We start from the raw sequence: 16,581 nt of genomic DNA on the forward strand, positions 1-16,581 counted from the left end.
TATGATCCGCCGTGCCCGTTTTATTGGCTGTGGTTCCTATCTCCCGTCACAGATTCTGACCAATGACGATCTTGCCGAACGGCTGGAGACGTCCGATGACTGGATCCAGCAGCGTACCGGCATCAAATCCCGGCATATTGCCGCCGATGGTGAACTGACTTCCGATCTGGCGATTGCAGCGGCCCGTGACGCGTTGGATAACGCAGGCATTCCGGCGACAAGCCTTGATGGCATCATTCTGGCGAGCAGCACCCCGGACCAGACCTTCCCGGCAACGGCGGCAAAGGTACAGGCCAGCCTCGGCATCGGTGGCGGCTTTGCCTTCGATGTACAGGCAGTGTGCTCCGGTTTCATGTATGGCCTGTCTGTTGCCGACAACTTCATCCGGGCAGGGCAGGCGAAGCGGCTGCTGCTGATCGGTGCTGAAACCTATTCCCGCATCCTCGACTGGGATGACCGCACAACCGCCGTGCTGTTCGGTGATGGTGCCGGTGCCGCTATCCTCGAAGCGGTCGAGGTGCCCGAGAGCGAGAGCACAACCGGTCCCGGTGTTCTCTCGACCCATCTGCATTCCGATGGCGATCACTGGCAGCAGCTCTATGTCGATGGCGGTCCTTCCACGACCCAGACGGCGGGCCATGTGCGCATGAATGGGCGTGAGGTCTTCCGTCATGCGGTCAAGAACCTCGCCGATGTGGTTGATGAGGCGCTTGAAGCCAACGGGCTGCAGGCGTCCGATATCGACTGGCTGGTCCCCCATCAGGCCAATGCCCGCATCATCGAGGGCACGCGGCGCAAACTGGGTATGGCCGAGGACCGTGTGGTCCTGACCGTTGACCGCCATGCCAATACCGCTTCCGCTTCGGTACCGCTGGCGCTGTGTGAGGCGGTGCATGATGGCCGGATCAAAACCGGTGACCTGTTGCTGCTGGAAGCAATGGGCGGCGGCTTCACCTGGGCTGGTGCTCTGGTTCGCTGGTAGATTCGCACGGAAAAATCAAAGAATCCGCTGATGCAAGCCTCTTGGGGCTTTCCTAAATGTCAATAATCGGCTTTAACTACCTTGAATTGACTTGGGAACTGTCTCATCGCTAAGCTGAAGCATGATTATAAAAACAAGGGGCTGTCCATGACTTCCGAAACCGTCACTCGCGCTACTCTCAGTGAGTCTGTTTATCATCAGGTTGGCCTGTCCAGAAACGAGTCTGCACAGCTGGTTGAGGGTGTTCTCGACGAAATCTGTGATGCCCTTGTTCGTGGTGAGACGGTCAAGGTTTCATCATTCGGCACCTTCTCCGTGCGTGAGAAAGGCGAGCGTATCGGCCGCAATCCGAAGACCGGTGAGGAAGTGCCGATCAGCCCGCGCAAGGTTCTGGTATTCCGTGCCAGCCACGTGCTGAAAGACCGGATCAACGGTATCGATGCCGAAGACGAGTAAGCATCCCGTCAATTTTCATCATTCCTTCCGACCGTAAAGCGCCCCCAGTCCAATGAGTGAAAACAGCGACGCAACGGTGGCCGACGATAGCAAGCCTGCGCCCAAGAAACGCAAGACCGCCGGATCATCCAAATCCTCCGCCGCCAACAAGGCCAAGAACGCATTCCGCACGATCAGTGAAGTGTCGGAAGAGCTTGATGTGCCCCAGCATGTCCTGCGGTTCTGGGAAACCAAGTTCACGGTCGTAAAGCCGATGAAGCGGGCTGGTGGCCGTCGCTACTACCGGCCACAGGATGTTGAGCTGCTGAAACAGATCCAGCGCCTGCTTCATGATGACGGCTACACCATCAAGGGTGTGCAGAAGGTTCTGAAATCCGCACGCGGGGTTTCCAGCGCGATCGAAAAGGTTATGGAGATTGGCACCGAGGCAACCGCTGAGAGTGTCAGTGACGACCTGACAGCAGCAGAAGAGGGGACAGCGGAAGCAGCCGAAGCCACTGCCAAGGTTGAGGACAAGCCTGAGGCGCCGCCGCAGGGCGATACGGTCGTTGCCATCAGCGCCAAACAGGAAGCACAGCTCGAGAGCAAACAGCCTGCTGCTGATGTGGTGCCTGATTCTGTTCCTCCTGCGCCTGCCGGTCCATCCGAGCGTGAGCAGGCGATGGAGACGGCCCTACGTGACGCACTGGCCGAGTTCAAATCCCTGCGTGCTGAAATCGACGGTTTGATCGATCGGGTTTCAGCCGGATAATTCCGCGCCGGATAATCCTGCTCTGGCATTTCTGTCAGGTGATGATGATCCTATGGCTTGTCAGCCGGGCACGGATGATTTACCAAGCGGGTTCAAGTCGGAGCGTAGCGTAGCCTGGTAGCGCGCTCGCCTGGGGGGCGAGAGGTCGTGGGTTCGAATCCCGCCGCTCCGACCATTTCCTGCAAATATAAATTTTCCCGAATTTCGGACAAAAAAATGCCCCCTCGAGAGGGGGCAAATTTTCTTGTTTTTCTTCTTTTGATCGCGGGCGAAATTCGCTTTGTTATTGCTTGCTTACTTCCGCGTTAATGCCTCGTCCCTAAACTCAGGCATACGTGATTAACCAGTAATATCGCCCCTGAGTCAAGAAGAGCATGTGCTGCATTGCAGCATCGTTCCGGGTGCAGCATAAAGGTAAGTTATGCTGACCTTTTTGTAGGTTTATCAAAAACTTGGCCGTATAGTTTCACCATGAACATGAAGCTGACTACCACTGCATTCAGGCTGGTTTATGTGACGGCACCGGATAGCGAAATCGCTGCCGGGATTGCATCAACGATTGTCTCCGAGCGCCTTGCCGCCTGTGCCAATATCCTGCCGGAAATGCACTCGGTCTATCACTGGGAAGGCAAGGTCGAGCAGTCACGCGAAGCGGTACTGTTGTTCAAGACGCAGGTCGATCTGATCGCCCCGTTGATGGAGCGGATCACGGCGCTGCATCCTTATGACGTGCCCTGTATCATGGTGCTGGATATTGCCGATGGCCTGCCAGCATTTCTCGACTGGATTGCCGCAGAAACAAAACAGCCCGCCACGGATGCGTGAGCGGGCTGTCTGGTTGGCTGGCCAAACCGACTGAGTTTATTCGGCTGCCTGTGCGTTGCCGTGCATGGCGACGGCGAGACCGCGCTCCAGATCGGCGATGATGTCTTCGGCGGTTTCGATGCCGATTGACAGGCGGATCACGTCAGCGGTCGCGCCTGCTGCCTTCAGGCCCTCTTCCGACAACTGCCGGTGGGTGGTGGAGGCGGGGTGAATGATCAGCGAGCGGGTATCGCCGATATTGGCGAGGTGGCTGAGCAGTTCAACACTCTCGCAGAGCTTAACACCGGCCTCATAGCCGCCCTTCAGGCCGAAGGTGAAGACGGCACCGGCACCCTTGGGCAGGTATTTGCGCGACAGGTCATAATATTTACTCGATGGCAGCCCGGCGTAATTGACCCAGGCAACATCGTCATGCTCCTCAAGGAACTCGGCAACCTTCTGGGCATTCTCGCAATGACGCTCCATGCGCAGATGCAGGGTCTCGATCCCGGCGAGGGTGAGGAAGGCGTTCATCGCCTGCTGGTTCGGCCCGAGGTCACGCAGGCCGACCGCATGCCCCCAGATGGTGAAGGCGAGATTGCCGAAGGTCTCATGGAATTTCAGGCCGTGATAGCCGGGCTCGGGCTCGGTCAGGGCCGGGTACTTGCCAGCAGCACTCCAGTCGAACTTGCCGCTGTCGACCACGACACCGCCCATGGCATGCCCGTGACCGGAGAGGAACTTGGTGGTCGAGTGGATGACCAGTGTCGCACCATGATCGATCGGGCGGCAGAGATAGGGGCTCGCCATCGTGTTATCGACGATCAGCGGGATATTGAACTCTTCGGCAATGGCAGCGATTGCCTCGAGATCAGTGATTACACCGCCCGGATTGGCCAGGCTCTCACAGAAGATTGCCTTGTGCTCGGGCGTGATGGTTTTGCGCAGGGCCTCTAGATCGTCGAAATCAACGAAGTCGCAGTGCCAGCCGAAGCTGCGCGGGAAGGTATTTTTGAACTGGTTCAGCGAGCCGCCATAGAGCCGGGTCGATGAGATAAAGCGATCACCCGGACGCATCAGGGCGGAGAGGGTCATCATCTGTGCCGCGTGACCGGATGCGGTGCAGGTAGCGCCGATGCCGTTCTCGAGGCTGGCAATCCGCTCTTCCAGTACCGAGACGGTCGGATTGGTCAGGCGGGAATAGATGAAGCCGACCTTCTGGAGATTGAACAGGGCGGCGGCATCGTCGGAATCCTCGAACACGAAGGCGGTCGATTGCACGATTGGGGTAACGCGCGCGCCGGTGGCCGGGTCGGGGGCAGCGCCAGCGTGAACGGCGCGGGTTTCAAAGCCGAAGGTCGGTTGATCGGTCATGGGTAATGTCCTGCAGATTTTATCTTTGTTGTCTGGTGAACCAGTGCGCAGAAGGTAGTGGTTCACATGAGTTTTTTAAACGGTTTAATTTTCTGCCGCTTGGAGGAAATGACACGGGAATTGACACCGGTTCTGCCGATCTCGCCGAACAGCCGCTGATACTCGATCTTCGGACAGCGGTTCATGATGACGGCCAGCCCGGCATCCTCGGCAATTTGTCGCGCTTCTTCACTGATCACGGTGATCTGCATCCAGAACACTTTCGCCCCGATGGCAACCGCCTGTCGGGCCAGTTCCGGGGCTTCGCGCGGGTGGCGGAAGACCTCGACCATGTCGATTACGCCGGGGCCGAGGGCTTCTGCCGCCTCGGCCAGACTGGCGTAACATGGCTCGCCCAGTATCTCGTTGCCGGCCTGTCCGGGATTGATCGGGATAACCCGATACTGCTTTTGCTGCAGGTACTTCATGACAAAATAGCTGGGCCGGTTCCAGTTGGCGCTGGCCCCGACCATGGCAATGGTTTTCACACTGCGCAGAATGTCCAGCAGGTGCTGGTCGGTATAGCTTTCGTGCCCCTTGGGCAGGTCGGCTTCCGTTGTCGTTGTCATCAAATGCCTGTCCTATTGTCCCTGCCAGACCGGCGGGCGTTTCTCAACAAAGGCGCCGATACCTTCCTCGGCGTCACGGGCGAGCATGTTGCGGGTCATCACCTCGGCGGTATAGGCATAGGCCTCGACCACACCATGTTCCAGTTGTTCATAAAAGGCTTGTTTGCCAATCGCCAGTACATATGGGGATTTATCCGCAATCTTTCGAGCCAGCGCCATGGCTTCGGCGGCAACATCCGCATCATCGGCGATCCGGTTGATCAGGCCGTAGGCGAGGGCGGTCTCTGCGGTGATCGGGTCGCCGGTCAACAGCATCTCCATGGTCTGTTTGCGTGGTATGACCCGGCTGACGGCAACCATGGGGGTTGAACAGAACAGACCGATATTGACGCCCGGTGTTGCAAAATGCGTGCTGCGACCGGCAACCGCCAGATCGCAACTGGCGACAAGCTGGCAGCCCGCGGCCGTGGCCATGCCCTCGACCCGGGCAATCACGGGCTGGCGCAAATTCTGGATCGCCAGCATCAACTGGCTGCATTGCTCGAACAAGGCACGGAAGAAGGCTTCATCGGGCTTGTCCCCGCCGCTTCTGGCTGCGCGGATTTCCTTCAGATCATGCCCGGCACAGAAGGCGGGGCCATTGGCCGCGATAATCACCACCTTGATGGCGGGGTCCTGTCCTACCGCATCAAGGCGTTCATGCAATGCTGCCATCAGGGCGCGGGAGAGGGCGTTGCGTTGTTTCGGGCGGTTGAGGGTGAGGGTGGCGATACCGTCCGCATCCTCACGCAATACCAGCTGTTTCGATACGGCAGTTGCATTCCCTGTCTGGTACGACGGTTCATTCATGGACCTGTCTCCGTCTTATGTTTATGTCGCAGAGGGTATGGGATTCCATGTATGAATGCGAGAAAACAGACTAGGGGAGGAATATGGGATATGCGCAGTCCGGATGATGATCGGCAGAGCGTGCTGTCGGTAGCCGCATTTCAGGCGCTGCTCGACAAAGGGCTGCCACAGATGGTGGAACTGCAGGCGGTGGTTGATGACATGCGCTTCGGGTATTGTCAGATGCGCCTGCCGGCCAATGAGCGTTTCGTGCGTCCGGGTGGGACGGTATCCGGGCCGACCATGTTCGCGCTGGCCGATGCCAGCCTCTGGGGTGCGGTTCTGTCTGCCATCGGCCCGGTTGAGCTGGCGGTGACCACCAATCTCAATCTGAATTTCCTGCGCAAACCCGAGCTGGCACGAGATCTGGTGGCCGAAACCCGGCTGATCAAGCTCGGCAAACGGCTGGCTTATGGCGAGAGTTTTCTCTATTCCGACGGGCTGGATGAACCGGTTGCCCATGCTACCGGAACCTACTCGATCCCGCCCGCTGAAACATCGGCTGCGAAATGAGGGTATTATAATACCTCAATCACTTTTTTCGCAGTTTTATGGGTGTTAGCGCTTGACCTTGTCGCCCTGACTGCGTAATTACCCGCCCCAAGCCACCACCGGAAGGTTGTGGCAATGCTATTTCACACAGGTTTACAGGTTTTAAAAACATGAGCACCTATTCCGCAAAACCGTCGGAGGTGGAGCGCAAGTGGTTGATCGTTGACGCGGAAGACGTTGTCCTCGGCCGTCTGGCCAGCATCGTTGCCATGCGTCTGCGCGGCAAGCACAAGCCAATGTTCACCCCGAATATCGATTGTGGCGACCATGTTATCGTAATCAACGCCGAGAAAGTGCGTCTGACCGGTAACAAGGCAAATGCCGACATCTTCTACTGGCACACCGGTTACCCAGGCGGTATCCGTGGCCGTTCCAAAGGCGAGATCCTCTCTGGTAAATATCCGGAGCGCGTGGTCACCAAAGCCGTTGAGCGCATGCTGCCGAAAGGTGTTCTGGGCCGTGAGCAGCTGAAAAAGCTGCGCGTTTATGCCGGTTCCGAGCATCCCCATGAAGCCCAACAGCCAGAGACGCTGGATGTGGCCAATATGAACCCCAAGAACAAGCGAGCGTAAGACGGCATCATGGCTAGTGACGTTGCAACCCCAGAAATGGAAACCGAGGGCAAAACCCTCGATAACCTGCAGGCACTCGGCGGCGCGGCAGAGGCTGACAAGCCATTGCCCGAGCCTGAGCTTGATGAATTTGGTCGCGCTTATGCAACCGGTCGTCGTAAGGACGCCGTTGCCCGCGTCTGGATCAAGCCCGGTACCGGCAAGATCATGGTGAACGGTCGTGAAGATACCGTTTACTTTGCGCGCCCGACCCTGCGCCTGATTATCAACCAGCCGTTTGGTGTTACCGATCGCAAAGGCCAGTTTGACTGCCTCGTCACCGTTAAGGGTGGTGGTCTCTCCGGTCAGGCCGGTGCCGTGCGCCACGGTATTTCCCGTGCCCTCAGCAAGTTTGAGCCGGCTCTGCGCTCGAACCTGAAGCAGGCCGGGTTCCTGACCCGTGATGCGCGTATGGTTGAACGGAAAAAATACGGTAAGGCAAAAGCCCGCCGGAGCTTCCAGTTCTCCAAACGCTAAGGCGACAAAGTCAAATCAACCGTGGATTTATCACCATGGTTCCGATAACAGAAAAAGGCCGCATCGTCCGATGCGGCCTTTTTCTGTTTTACTGGTGATGTGATGTTTGATTTTGAGCGCCGCGTGTCGATCTGTGATGTCGGGGCCGCTATCAGTGGTACTGGGAATGGCCAACCTGAATGGCATGGTCTCGTTGAGGCCGGTCTTGCCAACGTCATTGGTTTTGAACCGGATGAGCGATCAATACCTGCCTTGCAGGCCTATACGGATCATTACGAGTTCCTGCCGTATTTTGTCGGCAATGGTGAGTCACAGAAATTCCATCTCAATGACTTCCATGAAACCAGCTCTCTCTTGCCAAGCAACACCGAATTTCTGAAGCATTACCTTCAGATCGGTCCGTTGATGAACACCAACAAAATCATCGATTGCGAAACCACCAAACTCGATGATGCGCTGGGTGATCGCAAGATCGATGTGCTCAAGATCGATGTTCAGGGCGCGGCTCTCGATGTGCTCAAAGGCGGTCTGAGCGTATTGGCCAATACCCTGTTGGTGCAATGCGAGGTCGAATTCAATCCGCTATACAAGGGTCAGCCGCTATTCTCGGATATCGATATCTTCATGCGTGAGCATGGTTTCATGCTCTACACATTCTCCTCGCTCAAGAATTTGCCGCTGCGTCCTCTGGAGTTGACCAGAGAGCAGTTACAGACGAATGGTCAGCTTGGCTGGACCGACGCCGTCTATATTCCGAATCATGAACGGTTGTCAGAACTCTCTGCCCATGACTTGCATCTGCTCGCGCTGTTTGTGGCCCTGCGTTATGGCTACACTGATTTGTCATGTCATCTGCTGATGCGGGCGAATCCGGAGGCCGGTATGGATGATGTCCGTCATTTCCTGAATGAAGTTGTGAGTTTGAAATCGATATCCTTCAAGGTCGCGGGCCAGATACATCGCATCAGGCTGTAGGTTTCGCTTGAATGCCCGGTGTAAAGAATCCTTTATGGCATATATCATCGCAATGTTTTGAATGACTTGTGACTGTGTCCGATGAAGAGAGTGCCAGTATGAATGCCAAAACAGCTATTCTTGGAGCCAGTGGTTATACCGGGGCAGAATTGCTGCGGCTGATACGTCAGCATCCGGCGATCGAGATCACGGCGCTGACTGCCAGCCGTCAGGCGGGCAAGCCGATGAGCGCGGTATTTCCCCATTTGGGACTGGATGGCCTGCCTGATCTGGTCAAGATCGAGGACGTGGATTTCAGCGATATTGATCTGGTGTTCTGTGCCTTGCCCCATGGCACGACGCAGACCGTGGTCAAGGAATTGCCGGAAAGCGTTAAGGTGGTCGACCTGTCGGCGGATTTCCGTCTGACCAGTGCCGATACCTATACCGAATGGTATGGCAAGCCCCATGAGGCAATCGAGATGCAAGGGCAGGTGGTCTATGGCCTGACCGAACTGCACCGCCCGGCGATCAGCATGGCGCGGGTGGTTGCCAATCCCGGCTGTTATCCAACCGCCAGCCTGTTGCCGTTGCTGCCATTGCTGCGCGACCGGCTGATTGATCCTGCCGAGATCGTCATCGATGCTAAGTCCGGGGTGAGTGGGGCCGGACGTAGCGAGAAGCTGGGTAATATCTTCACCGAGGTAGCCGAGGGCTTGCATCCCTATGGCGTCGCCCGTCACCGCCATATGCCGGAGATCGAACAGGAGTTGAGTGCCGCCAGCGGGACTCCGGTGACTATTTCCTTCACGCCGCATCTGATTCCGATCAACCGGGGCATGCTGGCGACTATCTATATCCGGATGAATGACGGCGTCAGCTTTGGCGAATTGCGTGCCTCGATGGCTGAGGCCTATGCCGATGAGCCGTTTGTTCACCTTCTGGAACAAGGGGTTGCGCCAGCCACGCGCTATGTTCGTGGCACCAACCAATGCCTGATCAACATTTTCGAGGATCGGCGCGAGGGTTGCGCGATCGTCACGTCGGTCATCGATAATTTGATGAAGGGGGCGAGCGGACAGGCAATCCAGAACGCTAATGTCATGCTGGGGCTGGACGAAACAACTGGCCTTGAAGGTGGCGCGCTGTTCCCATGATACGAAAACTGCCGGTAACGCTCGGCCTTGTGGCTGCACTTCTGGGCGCTGTCAGCCTGCTGCCGCTGACGACCCGTGATGCTTCAGCGGCGGAGTTGATCCGCCCGCAACTGGGCCAGCCGATTGCCAATGTAATTCAGCGTCGGGCCAAGACGCTCGCGACCCACCCGGCACTGCATCGCTCGCTCAACAGCGGCAGTCTGGTGTTCATTGATGATGTGGTGACCACCGACCGCAACGGCTATCTCGGTCTTGAGCTGATTGCCGGTGGCGAGTTGCGTATCGGCCCGAATACCCGCCTGAAAATCACCAGCGTTACCAGCGACATCCGCTATCCGAAGGCAATCCATCTGGAGCTGGAAGAGGGCGGTTCGGTCCGCTATATCCCGGCCGAAGTACAGCACGAGACCTTTCCGCCCTATCGCATCAGTATCAAATCGCCTGCCGGGACAGTTACCGGCTCAAACAGCGATTTCTGGATCGGCTGGATGGATGAGAGTTACACGGTGCTGCTCAATCACGGTGAGGTTGAAATCGCTACGCTCGCCGGTGCCGTCACCATCACCGAGCCGGATGAAGGGGTGAAGCTGCGCGATATTGCCCTGCTGCCGCCGAAACCGGTTCGTCTGCGTGACCGTCAGTTGGAGCGCATTGAGGCGACCACCGTACCGCGTGACGATAAGCCTTATTACTAGAAGAACGTCAGGACGGTTTGAATGGCTGCGATGATCCTGCCCTATAAGGGCATCATGCCGAAAATTCACGAGACCGCCTTTATCGCCGAAAATGCTGTCATCATCGGTGATGTGGAAATCGGTGCCGGGTCTGGCGTCTGGTATGGCTGTGTGCTGCGTGGCGATGTGAACGTTATCCGGGTGGGTGAGAACTCCAATATTCAGGATGGCACCGTTGTTCATGTCTCGAGCACGACTCAGGGCACCTATATTGGCAACAACATCACCATCGGCCACATGGCACTGCTGCATGCCTGTACCCTTGAGGATGGCTGTTTCATTGGCATGAAGGCCTGTGTCATGGATGATGCAACCGTTGCCAGCGGTGCCATGGTCGGGGCCGGTGCCATGGTCACGCCGCGCAAACAGGTGCCATCCGGTCAGCTCTGGCTCGGCTCCCCGGCACGCTATGCCCGAGACCTGAGCGAGCAGGAACGCGCCTATCTGATCGAAAGTCCGGCCCATTATGCCCGGCTGGCCCAGACATACCGGGCGCAGCAGGTATCCTGACGCTAACTGCTTTCGTCGGGCTGCCTGCTTTCATCGGATTGTGTTGTCTTGTCAACCAAGCACGGGACAACTTTCCACGGTCATCTACTCCATGGCGCGCAATATCACCCCATCATCGGGCACGGGTTCATCCGGCAGTGCCGGAAATCCGCAGGATTTTGCTCATGTGGATACGATTGTCATGGACCTCGACGACACGATCGTCGCGGGCACACCAGCCATTCTCGCCTATATCGAAACCATCTATGACGGTCTGCGCCGCGAGGCCAGAATGAGCGCGGAAGATGTTGCCGCCGGTTTTGCCGCCATTCGCGGGCAGGAAATTTATGCCTTTACCAAGGCGTTCAACCAGCATGGCCCGCTGCGTGAGAAGTTCCCCCATGGTGATCTGAACGAGCGCTTCAAACACATTGCCGAGCGTGCTGACCGGGCCTTTGTTGAGGCGCTGACCCCGGATGAGGATTTTGTCGCGGCTATCGATACCTGGCGCAAGCAGGGCTACCGCCTGATCCTGATGACCGAGGGGCCGGGTTCGGCAACCGTGGTCAAGATGGACGGCACCGGTCTGGGCGAGAAGATGGACCAGATGCTGGTGGTTGCCGAGGGTGACCCGGATCCAGCCATTCCTGTGCGTGAAGGCTATCCGAGCAAGCTGTGGGACAAGATCAGACAGCTGCCGCCCGGATTCAAGGAGAGCCGGGACGTGATCAGCAAGGCGCTGGCGGAGATCGGCGTTGATCCGAAACGCACGGTGATGATCGGCAACCGTACCGACCGAGACCTTAAACCGATGCAGGAACTGGGTGCCGCCACCATTCTGGTCAACCAGTTCAATCGCCGCCCGGATGAGGGGGCGATGAAAAAGCGGCTCGCACAACATCTGTTCGGTGGCAAGACCATGCCCAAGGGCGCGGGAGCTGCCACGACCGAGGATGCGGGCGGTATCGTGCCCAATGCAGTGCTTGAGCGGACGGCGCGACTGACCGAACTGCTGTCCGGCCCGCCGGGTTATACGCCGGATGTGCCTAAAGCACCTGGACCTTCACATAACGGCCCGGCGCCGGCTCAATAGGCTTCAGCTTGCCTTTCTTCGGGTCGCGGGCCGGAATCTCGCCATCGGTGAAGTTGGCAATCCAATCCTGCCAGTTGCCCCACCATGATCCGGCATGTTCTTCGGCCTGTTCCAGCCAGGCATCGGCGGTTTTCGCCAGCTTGTCATTGGTCCAGAAGCAGTATTTCTCTTTCGATGGCGGATTGACGACACCGGCGATATGGCCGGAAGCGGCCAGCACGAAATGGGTGTTGCCCTTGAACAGCTGGGTCGCCTTGTAGGTTGAATGCCATGGCGCGATATGGTCATCGCGGGTGGAGAGCATATAGGTCGGTGTTTTCACCTTGCGCAGATCAACCGGCGTACCGTCGAGGGTGAGGGCATCAGGTACGACCAGCAGGTTCTTCTGATACATATTGCGCAGATAGAACAGGTGCATGGCCGCGGGCAGGCGGGTGCTGTCGGAGTTCCAGAACAGCAGGTCAAACGGGAACGGGTCCTTGCCCAGCAGGTAGTTATTGACCACGAAGGACCAGATCAGATCATTGGCCCGCAGCATGTTGAACACGCGGTGCATGTCCAGCGCCTCGAAATAGCCGCTGTCGGACATGCGCTCCTCGAGCATGCTGAGCTGCTCTTCATCAACGAAGACCGAAACCTCGCCGCTCTCCTCGAAATCGGTCAGGGTGGTGAAGAAGGTGGCGGAGGCGATGCGATTATCGGTGCCGCGTTCGGCCATGACCGCGAGGGTGGCCGAGAGCAGGGTGCCGCCGAGGCAGTAGCCGATGGCATTGACCTGTTTCTCGCCGGTCTGATTCTCGACCTGATCGAGCATGTCGAAGATGCCGAGCTTCATGTAGTCCTCGAAGGATTTATTCGCGAGGCTCTGGTCCGGGTTTACCCATGAGACGACAAACACCGTATGGCCCTGTTCAACCGCCCAGCGGATGAACGAGTTTTCCGGCTTCAGATCAAGGATATAGAACTTGTTGATCCATGGCGGCAGGATCAGTAGCGGACGCTTGAAGACCTTTTCGGTGGTTGGCGTGTACTGGATCAGCTGGGCCAGTTCGTTTTCATAGACCACCTCGCCGGGAGTGACAGCAATGTTTTCGCCGACCTTGAAGGCTTCCTTGTCGGTCATGGTGACCACCAGCTCGCCTTCGCCGCGCTCCAGATCACGGAGCAGGTTTTCCAGGCCGTGGATCAGGTTTTCGCCGCCGCTCTCCATGGTCGCCCGGATGACGGCCGGGTTGGTGCCAACGAAATTGGACGGGGCGAGGGCATCGACAAACTGACGGGTATAGAAATCGATTTTCTTGCGCTGCTTGTCATCAATGCCATCGACCTTGTGGACCGTGTCCTGCATCCAGCGCGCGGTCATCAGATAGGATTGCTTGATATAGTCGAAGACCGCGTTGTCTTCCCATTCCTGATCCTTGAACCGCTTGTCACCCTTGGATGGGCTGGCAATCGGCGCGGCTTCCTCGCCCATCATGCGTTTGGCCGTGTACTGCCAGAGATTCATGTAACCCTGCCAGAGTTCGGCCTGTGCCTTCATCAGATAGGCGGGGTCGGCCATCATCCGCTGGGTCAGTTCCAGAAACGCGCCGCCGATATTGAACGGGTCGACGGTTGATTTGGCATCTTCCGACTGGCTGCGCTTTTCCATGAAATCGAGGATCAGCTTCTGGCTGCGCTCGGCGATTTTGGCGACCGACTGGGACAGCTCGACCGGGTCAGGCATTTTGACATGGGGTTGCTCATGCGCCTTGTCAGTCGTTTTAGTCTGGGGTTTCTCCTTCGGAGCCGGTTTGGATTTGACGCTGGCTTTGGAGGTCGTCTTGCGCGTAGCACTGCGTTTGGCGGCTGGCTTGGACTCTGGCTTACCGGACTGGTTACTCATCTGATCTGACTCACTCATAAAGCGCATATGGGCGGGTTATCCCCGGCACTGGCGGTGGTGATCCACCGGCTATTCCAGTGGTTCACAATATTTACGGCGGTTTTTACCGCGCACAGTTGTTTTACGTGGGGTGGCAATGGTACCACTCAACCCTCAACTAGGGCCGGTTTTCGGCAAAAGACCCCTCAGCCGACATATTCGGCGCAGTACATGGCATGACAGACCTTGGCGCGTCCACCTTTGAACCATAAGACAACAAACGAATTTCGATATAGTGGAACTGTTACCAAGCCCGGTTTTCCTTTGCTTGTCGCGGGGAGCTTGCTGCTGCTGACCGCCTGTGCCAATGGCCAGTCGGCTGCTGATCGCATCCTGCCATACTGGGATGCGCCACGCTCCAGTTCGCCAACGGTACTGAAGGCGGCACAGGAATTTGATCTGGAGAGCAAGCCGTACCCAAATCTTGCCAGTGTCCCGCCACGTCCCAAGGTGTCGGCGACCGAGCGTATCGCCAGTCTGGAACCGGAGTTGTCCGGCGATCTCGATCTTGCAACCGAGTTGCGTGGCAGTGATGGCCGCCCCGATCTGCCGCCGCCCGGCGATGGCGACGGACTGGAAGCATACAAGGTTGATCCGGCACCCGAACCGCCGACCCTCGTAACCGCGCCAAGGGTGGATTTTACAGCCCCCGCCGTGCGTATCCCGACCAAACCGGTGCCACAGGATGCCGGGGCGGAAGAGGGACTGCCGGAACGCACCAATGCTGTGCCAACTCCACCACCGCTCCTTGATGCCGAGGAGCCATCAACCGAACTGGCCGTGGGTGAGATCATTGAGGCACCGCCCGAACCGGTAATCGAGGAACTGGCCGTGCCGGAACCGATCACCACGGCACCACCGGCATTTGTCGTTGATCCGATTGAGCCACCGCCACCGGCATTCGAAACCCCGCCTGAACTGGCGGAAGCGCCCAGCTTTGAGCCGCTGCCCGATATTGCCGAGCCGCCACCGGCGTTTGAGGTCGCATCCGCGGTCGATCCGATCGAGACCGGGAAACCCGTGGAGCCAACCCTTGCGGGCCTCGCTATCACTGACAGCGGTGATTTGAGCGATGATGCCCGCGCCCGGCTGGATGAGCTTGTGCTCAACGCTCGCCGTGACAGCACGCTCCGCCGGTTCCGCATCGTCGGTTATGGCGATGCTGATACCGTCACCGCGGATACAGCCCTGACCAATGCCCGGCTGGTGGCCGATTATCTACAGCAGAACGGCATTGATCGGGGGCGTCTGATCCTTGCCCCGCCGGATATATCCGGGGAGGGGGCCCGCACTGGCAGCGTTGCAGTTTTTGCGTTGCCGTAATCAATCTCCATCGGCCATAGTGCCACCGCTTTCACCCATACTTTCGGGCCGATCCCCGGCCATATTGTCTGAAGCCATGTCCAAGAAACTTTCCATCGCCATTGCCGGCCTTGGCACCGTCGGTGCCGGTCTGATCGAACTCCTGAACACCGAGAGGGAGCTGATCACTGCGCGCGGCAGTACCGAGATCGATGTGGTGGCGGTATCGGCCCGCAATCGCAACCGCGCTCGTGGCGTCGACCTTGAGGGTTATCGTTGGTTTGATGATGCCGTTGAGATGGCATCTGCTCCCGGCATTGATGTGGTGGTCGAGCTGATCGGCGGTCATGACGGTGTCGCGAAGTCGGTGGTTGAGGCGGCATTGCGAGCCGGTCGCCATGTGGTGACCGCGAACAAGGCGCTGCTGGCGCATCACGGCACCGAACTTGCCGCTCTGGCACAGGAACATGGCGTTACCCTCGGTTACGAAGCGGCGGTTGCCGGTGGTATCCCGGCGATCAAAGGACTGCGCGAAGGGCTGGCCGCCAATGACATTACCGAGGTGTTTGGCATCCTCAATGGCACCTGCAATTACATGCTGACCGAAATGGCCGCCACCGGTGCGCCGTTTGACGATATTCTGAGCGATGCACAGGCACTCGGTTATGCCGAGGCCGAGCCGTCGACCGATGTGGATGGCTATGATGCCGCGCACAAGCTGGCGCTGCTCGCCTCGCTGGCTTTTGCCCGTCCGGTTGATTTTGATGCGGTCAGCATCGAGGGTATCCGCTCCATTACCCCGATCGATATCAGCTATGCCGATGAGCTGGGCTACAAGATCAAGCTGCTCGGCCATGCCAAGCGTGACGGTGCCCGCGTGGTGCAGAGCGTGCGCCCGCGTCTGGTGCCCAAATCCCTGCCGATTGCCAATATCGATGGCGTGCTCAATGCCGTGGTCATGCGCGGCAGCTTTGTCGATGAAGTGCTGTTGGTGGGTCGTGGGGCCGGTGGCGGGCCGACCGCATCTGCCGTTGCTGCCGATCTGATCGACATCGCCCGTGGTATCAAGCCGCCGATCTTCGGCATTCCGGTCAGCAGGATGCAGAGCGACGACTCGGCTGCTACCACAGACCCGGAATCCTCGAAAGATGCCTATTACCTGCGCTTGTCGGTGAAGGACGAGCCGGGCGTTTTTGCCGATATTGCCGCTACCCTGCGCGATCAGCGGATTTCCATCGAAACCGTTGTGCAGCGGGGACATGAGCCGGGTGAGGCCGTGCCGGTTATCATCACAACCCATCCAGCGACCGAAGATGCGATGCGCACGGCCCTTGCCACCATCGCTGCAATGGATACTGTGTTGAGTGAACCGCAGCTCCTCCCGATCGTTTCTGCTGAGTGAGCCGCCATCGAGTGATCGGCTTA

18 protein-coding genes and 1 tRNA gene are annotated in these 16,581 nt (G+C 58.1%); 15 read left to right on the top strand and 4 right to left on the bottom strand.

All coding sequences use genetic code 11. The features are described 5' to 3' along the window. Position 1: 1 nt before the first annotated feature. The 5 genes from CBB62_07805 to CBB62_07825 all read left to right on the top strand — a co-directional run bounded on the left by CBB62_07805 (position 2) and on the right by CBB62_07825 (position 3,014). The gene (locus CBB62_07805) at positions 2–982 is read left to right on the top strand and encodes a 3-oxoacyl-ACP synthase (GenBank protein ID OUT42188.1); all 981 of its coding nucleotides are present in this window, start codon (positions 2–4) and stop codon (positions 980–982) included. A 147-nt stretch (positions 983–1,129) separates the two neighbouring features. Continuing rightward, a complete protein-coding gene (locus tag CBB62_07810; protein OUT42189.1) occupies positions 1,130–1,438 on the top strand; it encodes an integration host factor subunit alpha in 309 nt (102 codons plus the stop codon). Between the two features lie 52 nt (positions 1,439–1,490). Continuing rightward, positions 1,491–2,189: a hypothetical protein gene (locus CBB62_07815; protein ID OUT42190.1), complete on the top strand. Its 699-nt coding sequence runs from the start codon at positions 1,491–1,493 to the stop codon at positions 2,187–2,189. 98 nt (positions 2,190–2,287) lie between these two features. After that, a tRNA-Pro gene (locus CBB62_07820) sits at positions 2,288–2,364 on the top strand. A 302-nt stretch (positions 2,365–2,666) separates the two neighbouring features. Then, entirely contained in the window at positions 2,667–3,014 is a 348-nt protein-coding gene (locus tag CBB62_07825; protein OUT42702.1) for a hypothetical protein, read from the top strand. Positions 3,015–3,050: 36 nt separating this feature from the next. Here CBB62_07825 and CBB62_07830 read toward each other — a convergent pair whose 3' ends face one another. From CBB62_07830 to CBB62_07840, 3 genes are all read right to left on the bottom strand, one after another. Further along, positions 3,051–4,367: an O-acetylhomoserine aminocarboxypropyltransferase gene (locus tag CBB62_07830; protein OUT42191.1), complete on the bottom strand. Its 1,317-nt coding sequence runs from the start codon at positions 4,365–4,367 to the stop codon at positions 3,051–3,053. A gap of 62 nt (positions 4,368–4,429) precedes the next feature. Continuing rightward, a complete protein-coding gene (locus tag CBB62_07835; protein ID OUT42192.1) occupies positions 4,430–4,975 on the bottom strand; it encodes a CoA-binding protein in 546 nt (181 codons plus the stop codon). Between the two features lie 12 nt (positions 4,976–4,987). Next, complete coding sequence (locus CBB62_07840) at positions 4,988–5,824, bottom strand: enoyl-CoA hydratase (protein ID OUT42193.1); 837 nt, start codon at positions 5,822–5,824, stop codon at positions 4,988–4,990. A gap of 90 nt (positions 5,825–5,914) precedes the next feature. Here CBB62_07840 and CBB62_07845 point away from each other — a divergent pair, with 90 nt between their 5' ends. The 8 genes from CBB62_07845 (at position 5,915) to CBB62_07880 (ending at position 11,930) form a co-directional block, all read left to right on the top strand. Continuing rightward, the gene (locus tag CBB62_07845; protein OUT42194.1) at positions 5,915–6,376 is read left to right on the top strand and encodes a hypothetical protein; all 462 of its coding nucleotides are present in this window, start codon (positions 5,915–5,917) and stop codon (positions 6,374–6,376) included. Between the two features lie 149 nt (positions 6,377–6,525). Continuing rightward, the gene (locus CBB62_07850) at positions 6,526–6,987 is read left to right on the top strand and encodes a 50S ribosomal protein L13 (protein ID OUT42195.1); all 462 of its coding nucleotides are present in this window, start codon (positions 6,526–6,528) and stop codon (positions 6,985–6,987) included. A 36-nt stretch (positions 6,988–7,023) separates the two neighbouring features. Next, positions 7,024–7,503, top strand: a complete 480-nt coding sequence (locus tag CBB62_07855; GenBank protein OUT42196.1) for a 30S ribosomal protein S9 — start codon at positions 7,024–7,026, stop codon at positions 7,501–7,503. Between the two features lie 102 nt (positions 7,504–7,605). Further along, positions 7,606–8,478 (top strand): hypothetical protein, encoded by an 873-nt coding sequence (locus CBB62_07860; GenBank protein ID OUT42197.1) that lies wholly within the window; start codon positions 7,606–7,608, stop codon positions 8,476–8,478. A gap of 98 nt (positions 8,479–8,576) precedes the next feature. Beyond that, positions 8,577–9,614: an N-acetyl-gamma-glutamyl-phosphate reductase gene (locus tag CBB62_07865; protein OUT42198.1), complete on the top strand. Its 1,038-nt coding sequence runs from the start codon at positions 8,577–8,579 to the stop codon at positions 9,612–9,614. Further along, entirely contained in the window at positions 9,611–10,309 is a 699-nt protein-coding gene (locus CBB62_07870) for a hypothetical protein (GenBank protein ID OUT42199.1), read from the top strand. The genes CBB62_07865 and CBB62_07870 overlap by 4 nt, the downstream gene beginning before the upstream one ends. A 21-nt stretch (positions 10,310–10,330) precedes the next feature. Continuing rightward, the gene (locus CBB62_07875) at positions 10,331–10,858 is read left to right on the top strand and encodes a gamma carbonic anhydrase family protein (GenBank protein OUT42200.1); all 528 of its coding nucleotides are present in this window, start codon (positions 10,331–10,333) and stop codon (positions 10,856–10,858) included. Positions 10,859–10,949: 91 nt separating this feature from the next. Continuing rightward, positions 10,950–11,930, top strand: a complete 981-nt coding sequence (locus CBB62_07880) for a hypothetical protein (protein ID OUT42201.1) — start codon at positions 10,950–10,952, stop codon at positions 11,928–11,930. Here the strand turns inward: CBB62_07880 and CBB62_07885 are convergent. Beyond that, the gene (locus CBB62_07885; GenBank protein ID OUT42703.1) at positions 11,884–13,815 is read right to left on the bottom strand and encodes a class I poly(R)-hydroxyalkanoic acid synthase; all 1,932 of its coding nucleotides are present in this window, start codon (positions 13,813–13,815) and stop codon (positions 11,884–11,886) included. The genes CBB62_07880 and CBB62_07885 overlap by 47 nt on opposite strands. Positions 13,816–14,136: 321 nt before the next feature. On the opposite strand from CBB62_07885, the gene CBB62_07890 reads away from it, so the two are divergent. Both CBB62_07890 and CBB62_07895 read left to right on the top strand, forming a co-directional pair. Beyond that, a complete protein-coding gene (locus CBB62_07890; GenBank protein OUT42202.1) occupies positions 14,137–15,177 on the top strand; it encodes a hypothetical protein in 1,041 nt (346 codons plus the stop codon). A 76-nt stretch (positions 15,178–15,253) separates the two neighbouring features. Beyond that, entirely contained in the window at positions 15,254–16,558 is a 1,305-nt protein-coding gene (locus tag CBB62_07895) for a homoserine dehydrogenase (GenBank protein ID OUT42203.1), read from the top strand. Positions 16,559–16,581: the final 23 nt, after the last annotated feature.

The sequence above is a fragment of the Micavibrio sp. TMED2 genome (genome assembly GCA_002168225.1).
Taxonomy (GTDB): Bacteria; Pseudomonadota; Alphaproteobacteria; order TMED2; family TMED2; genus TMED2.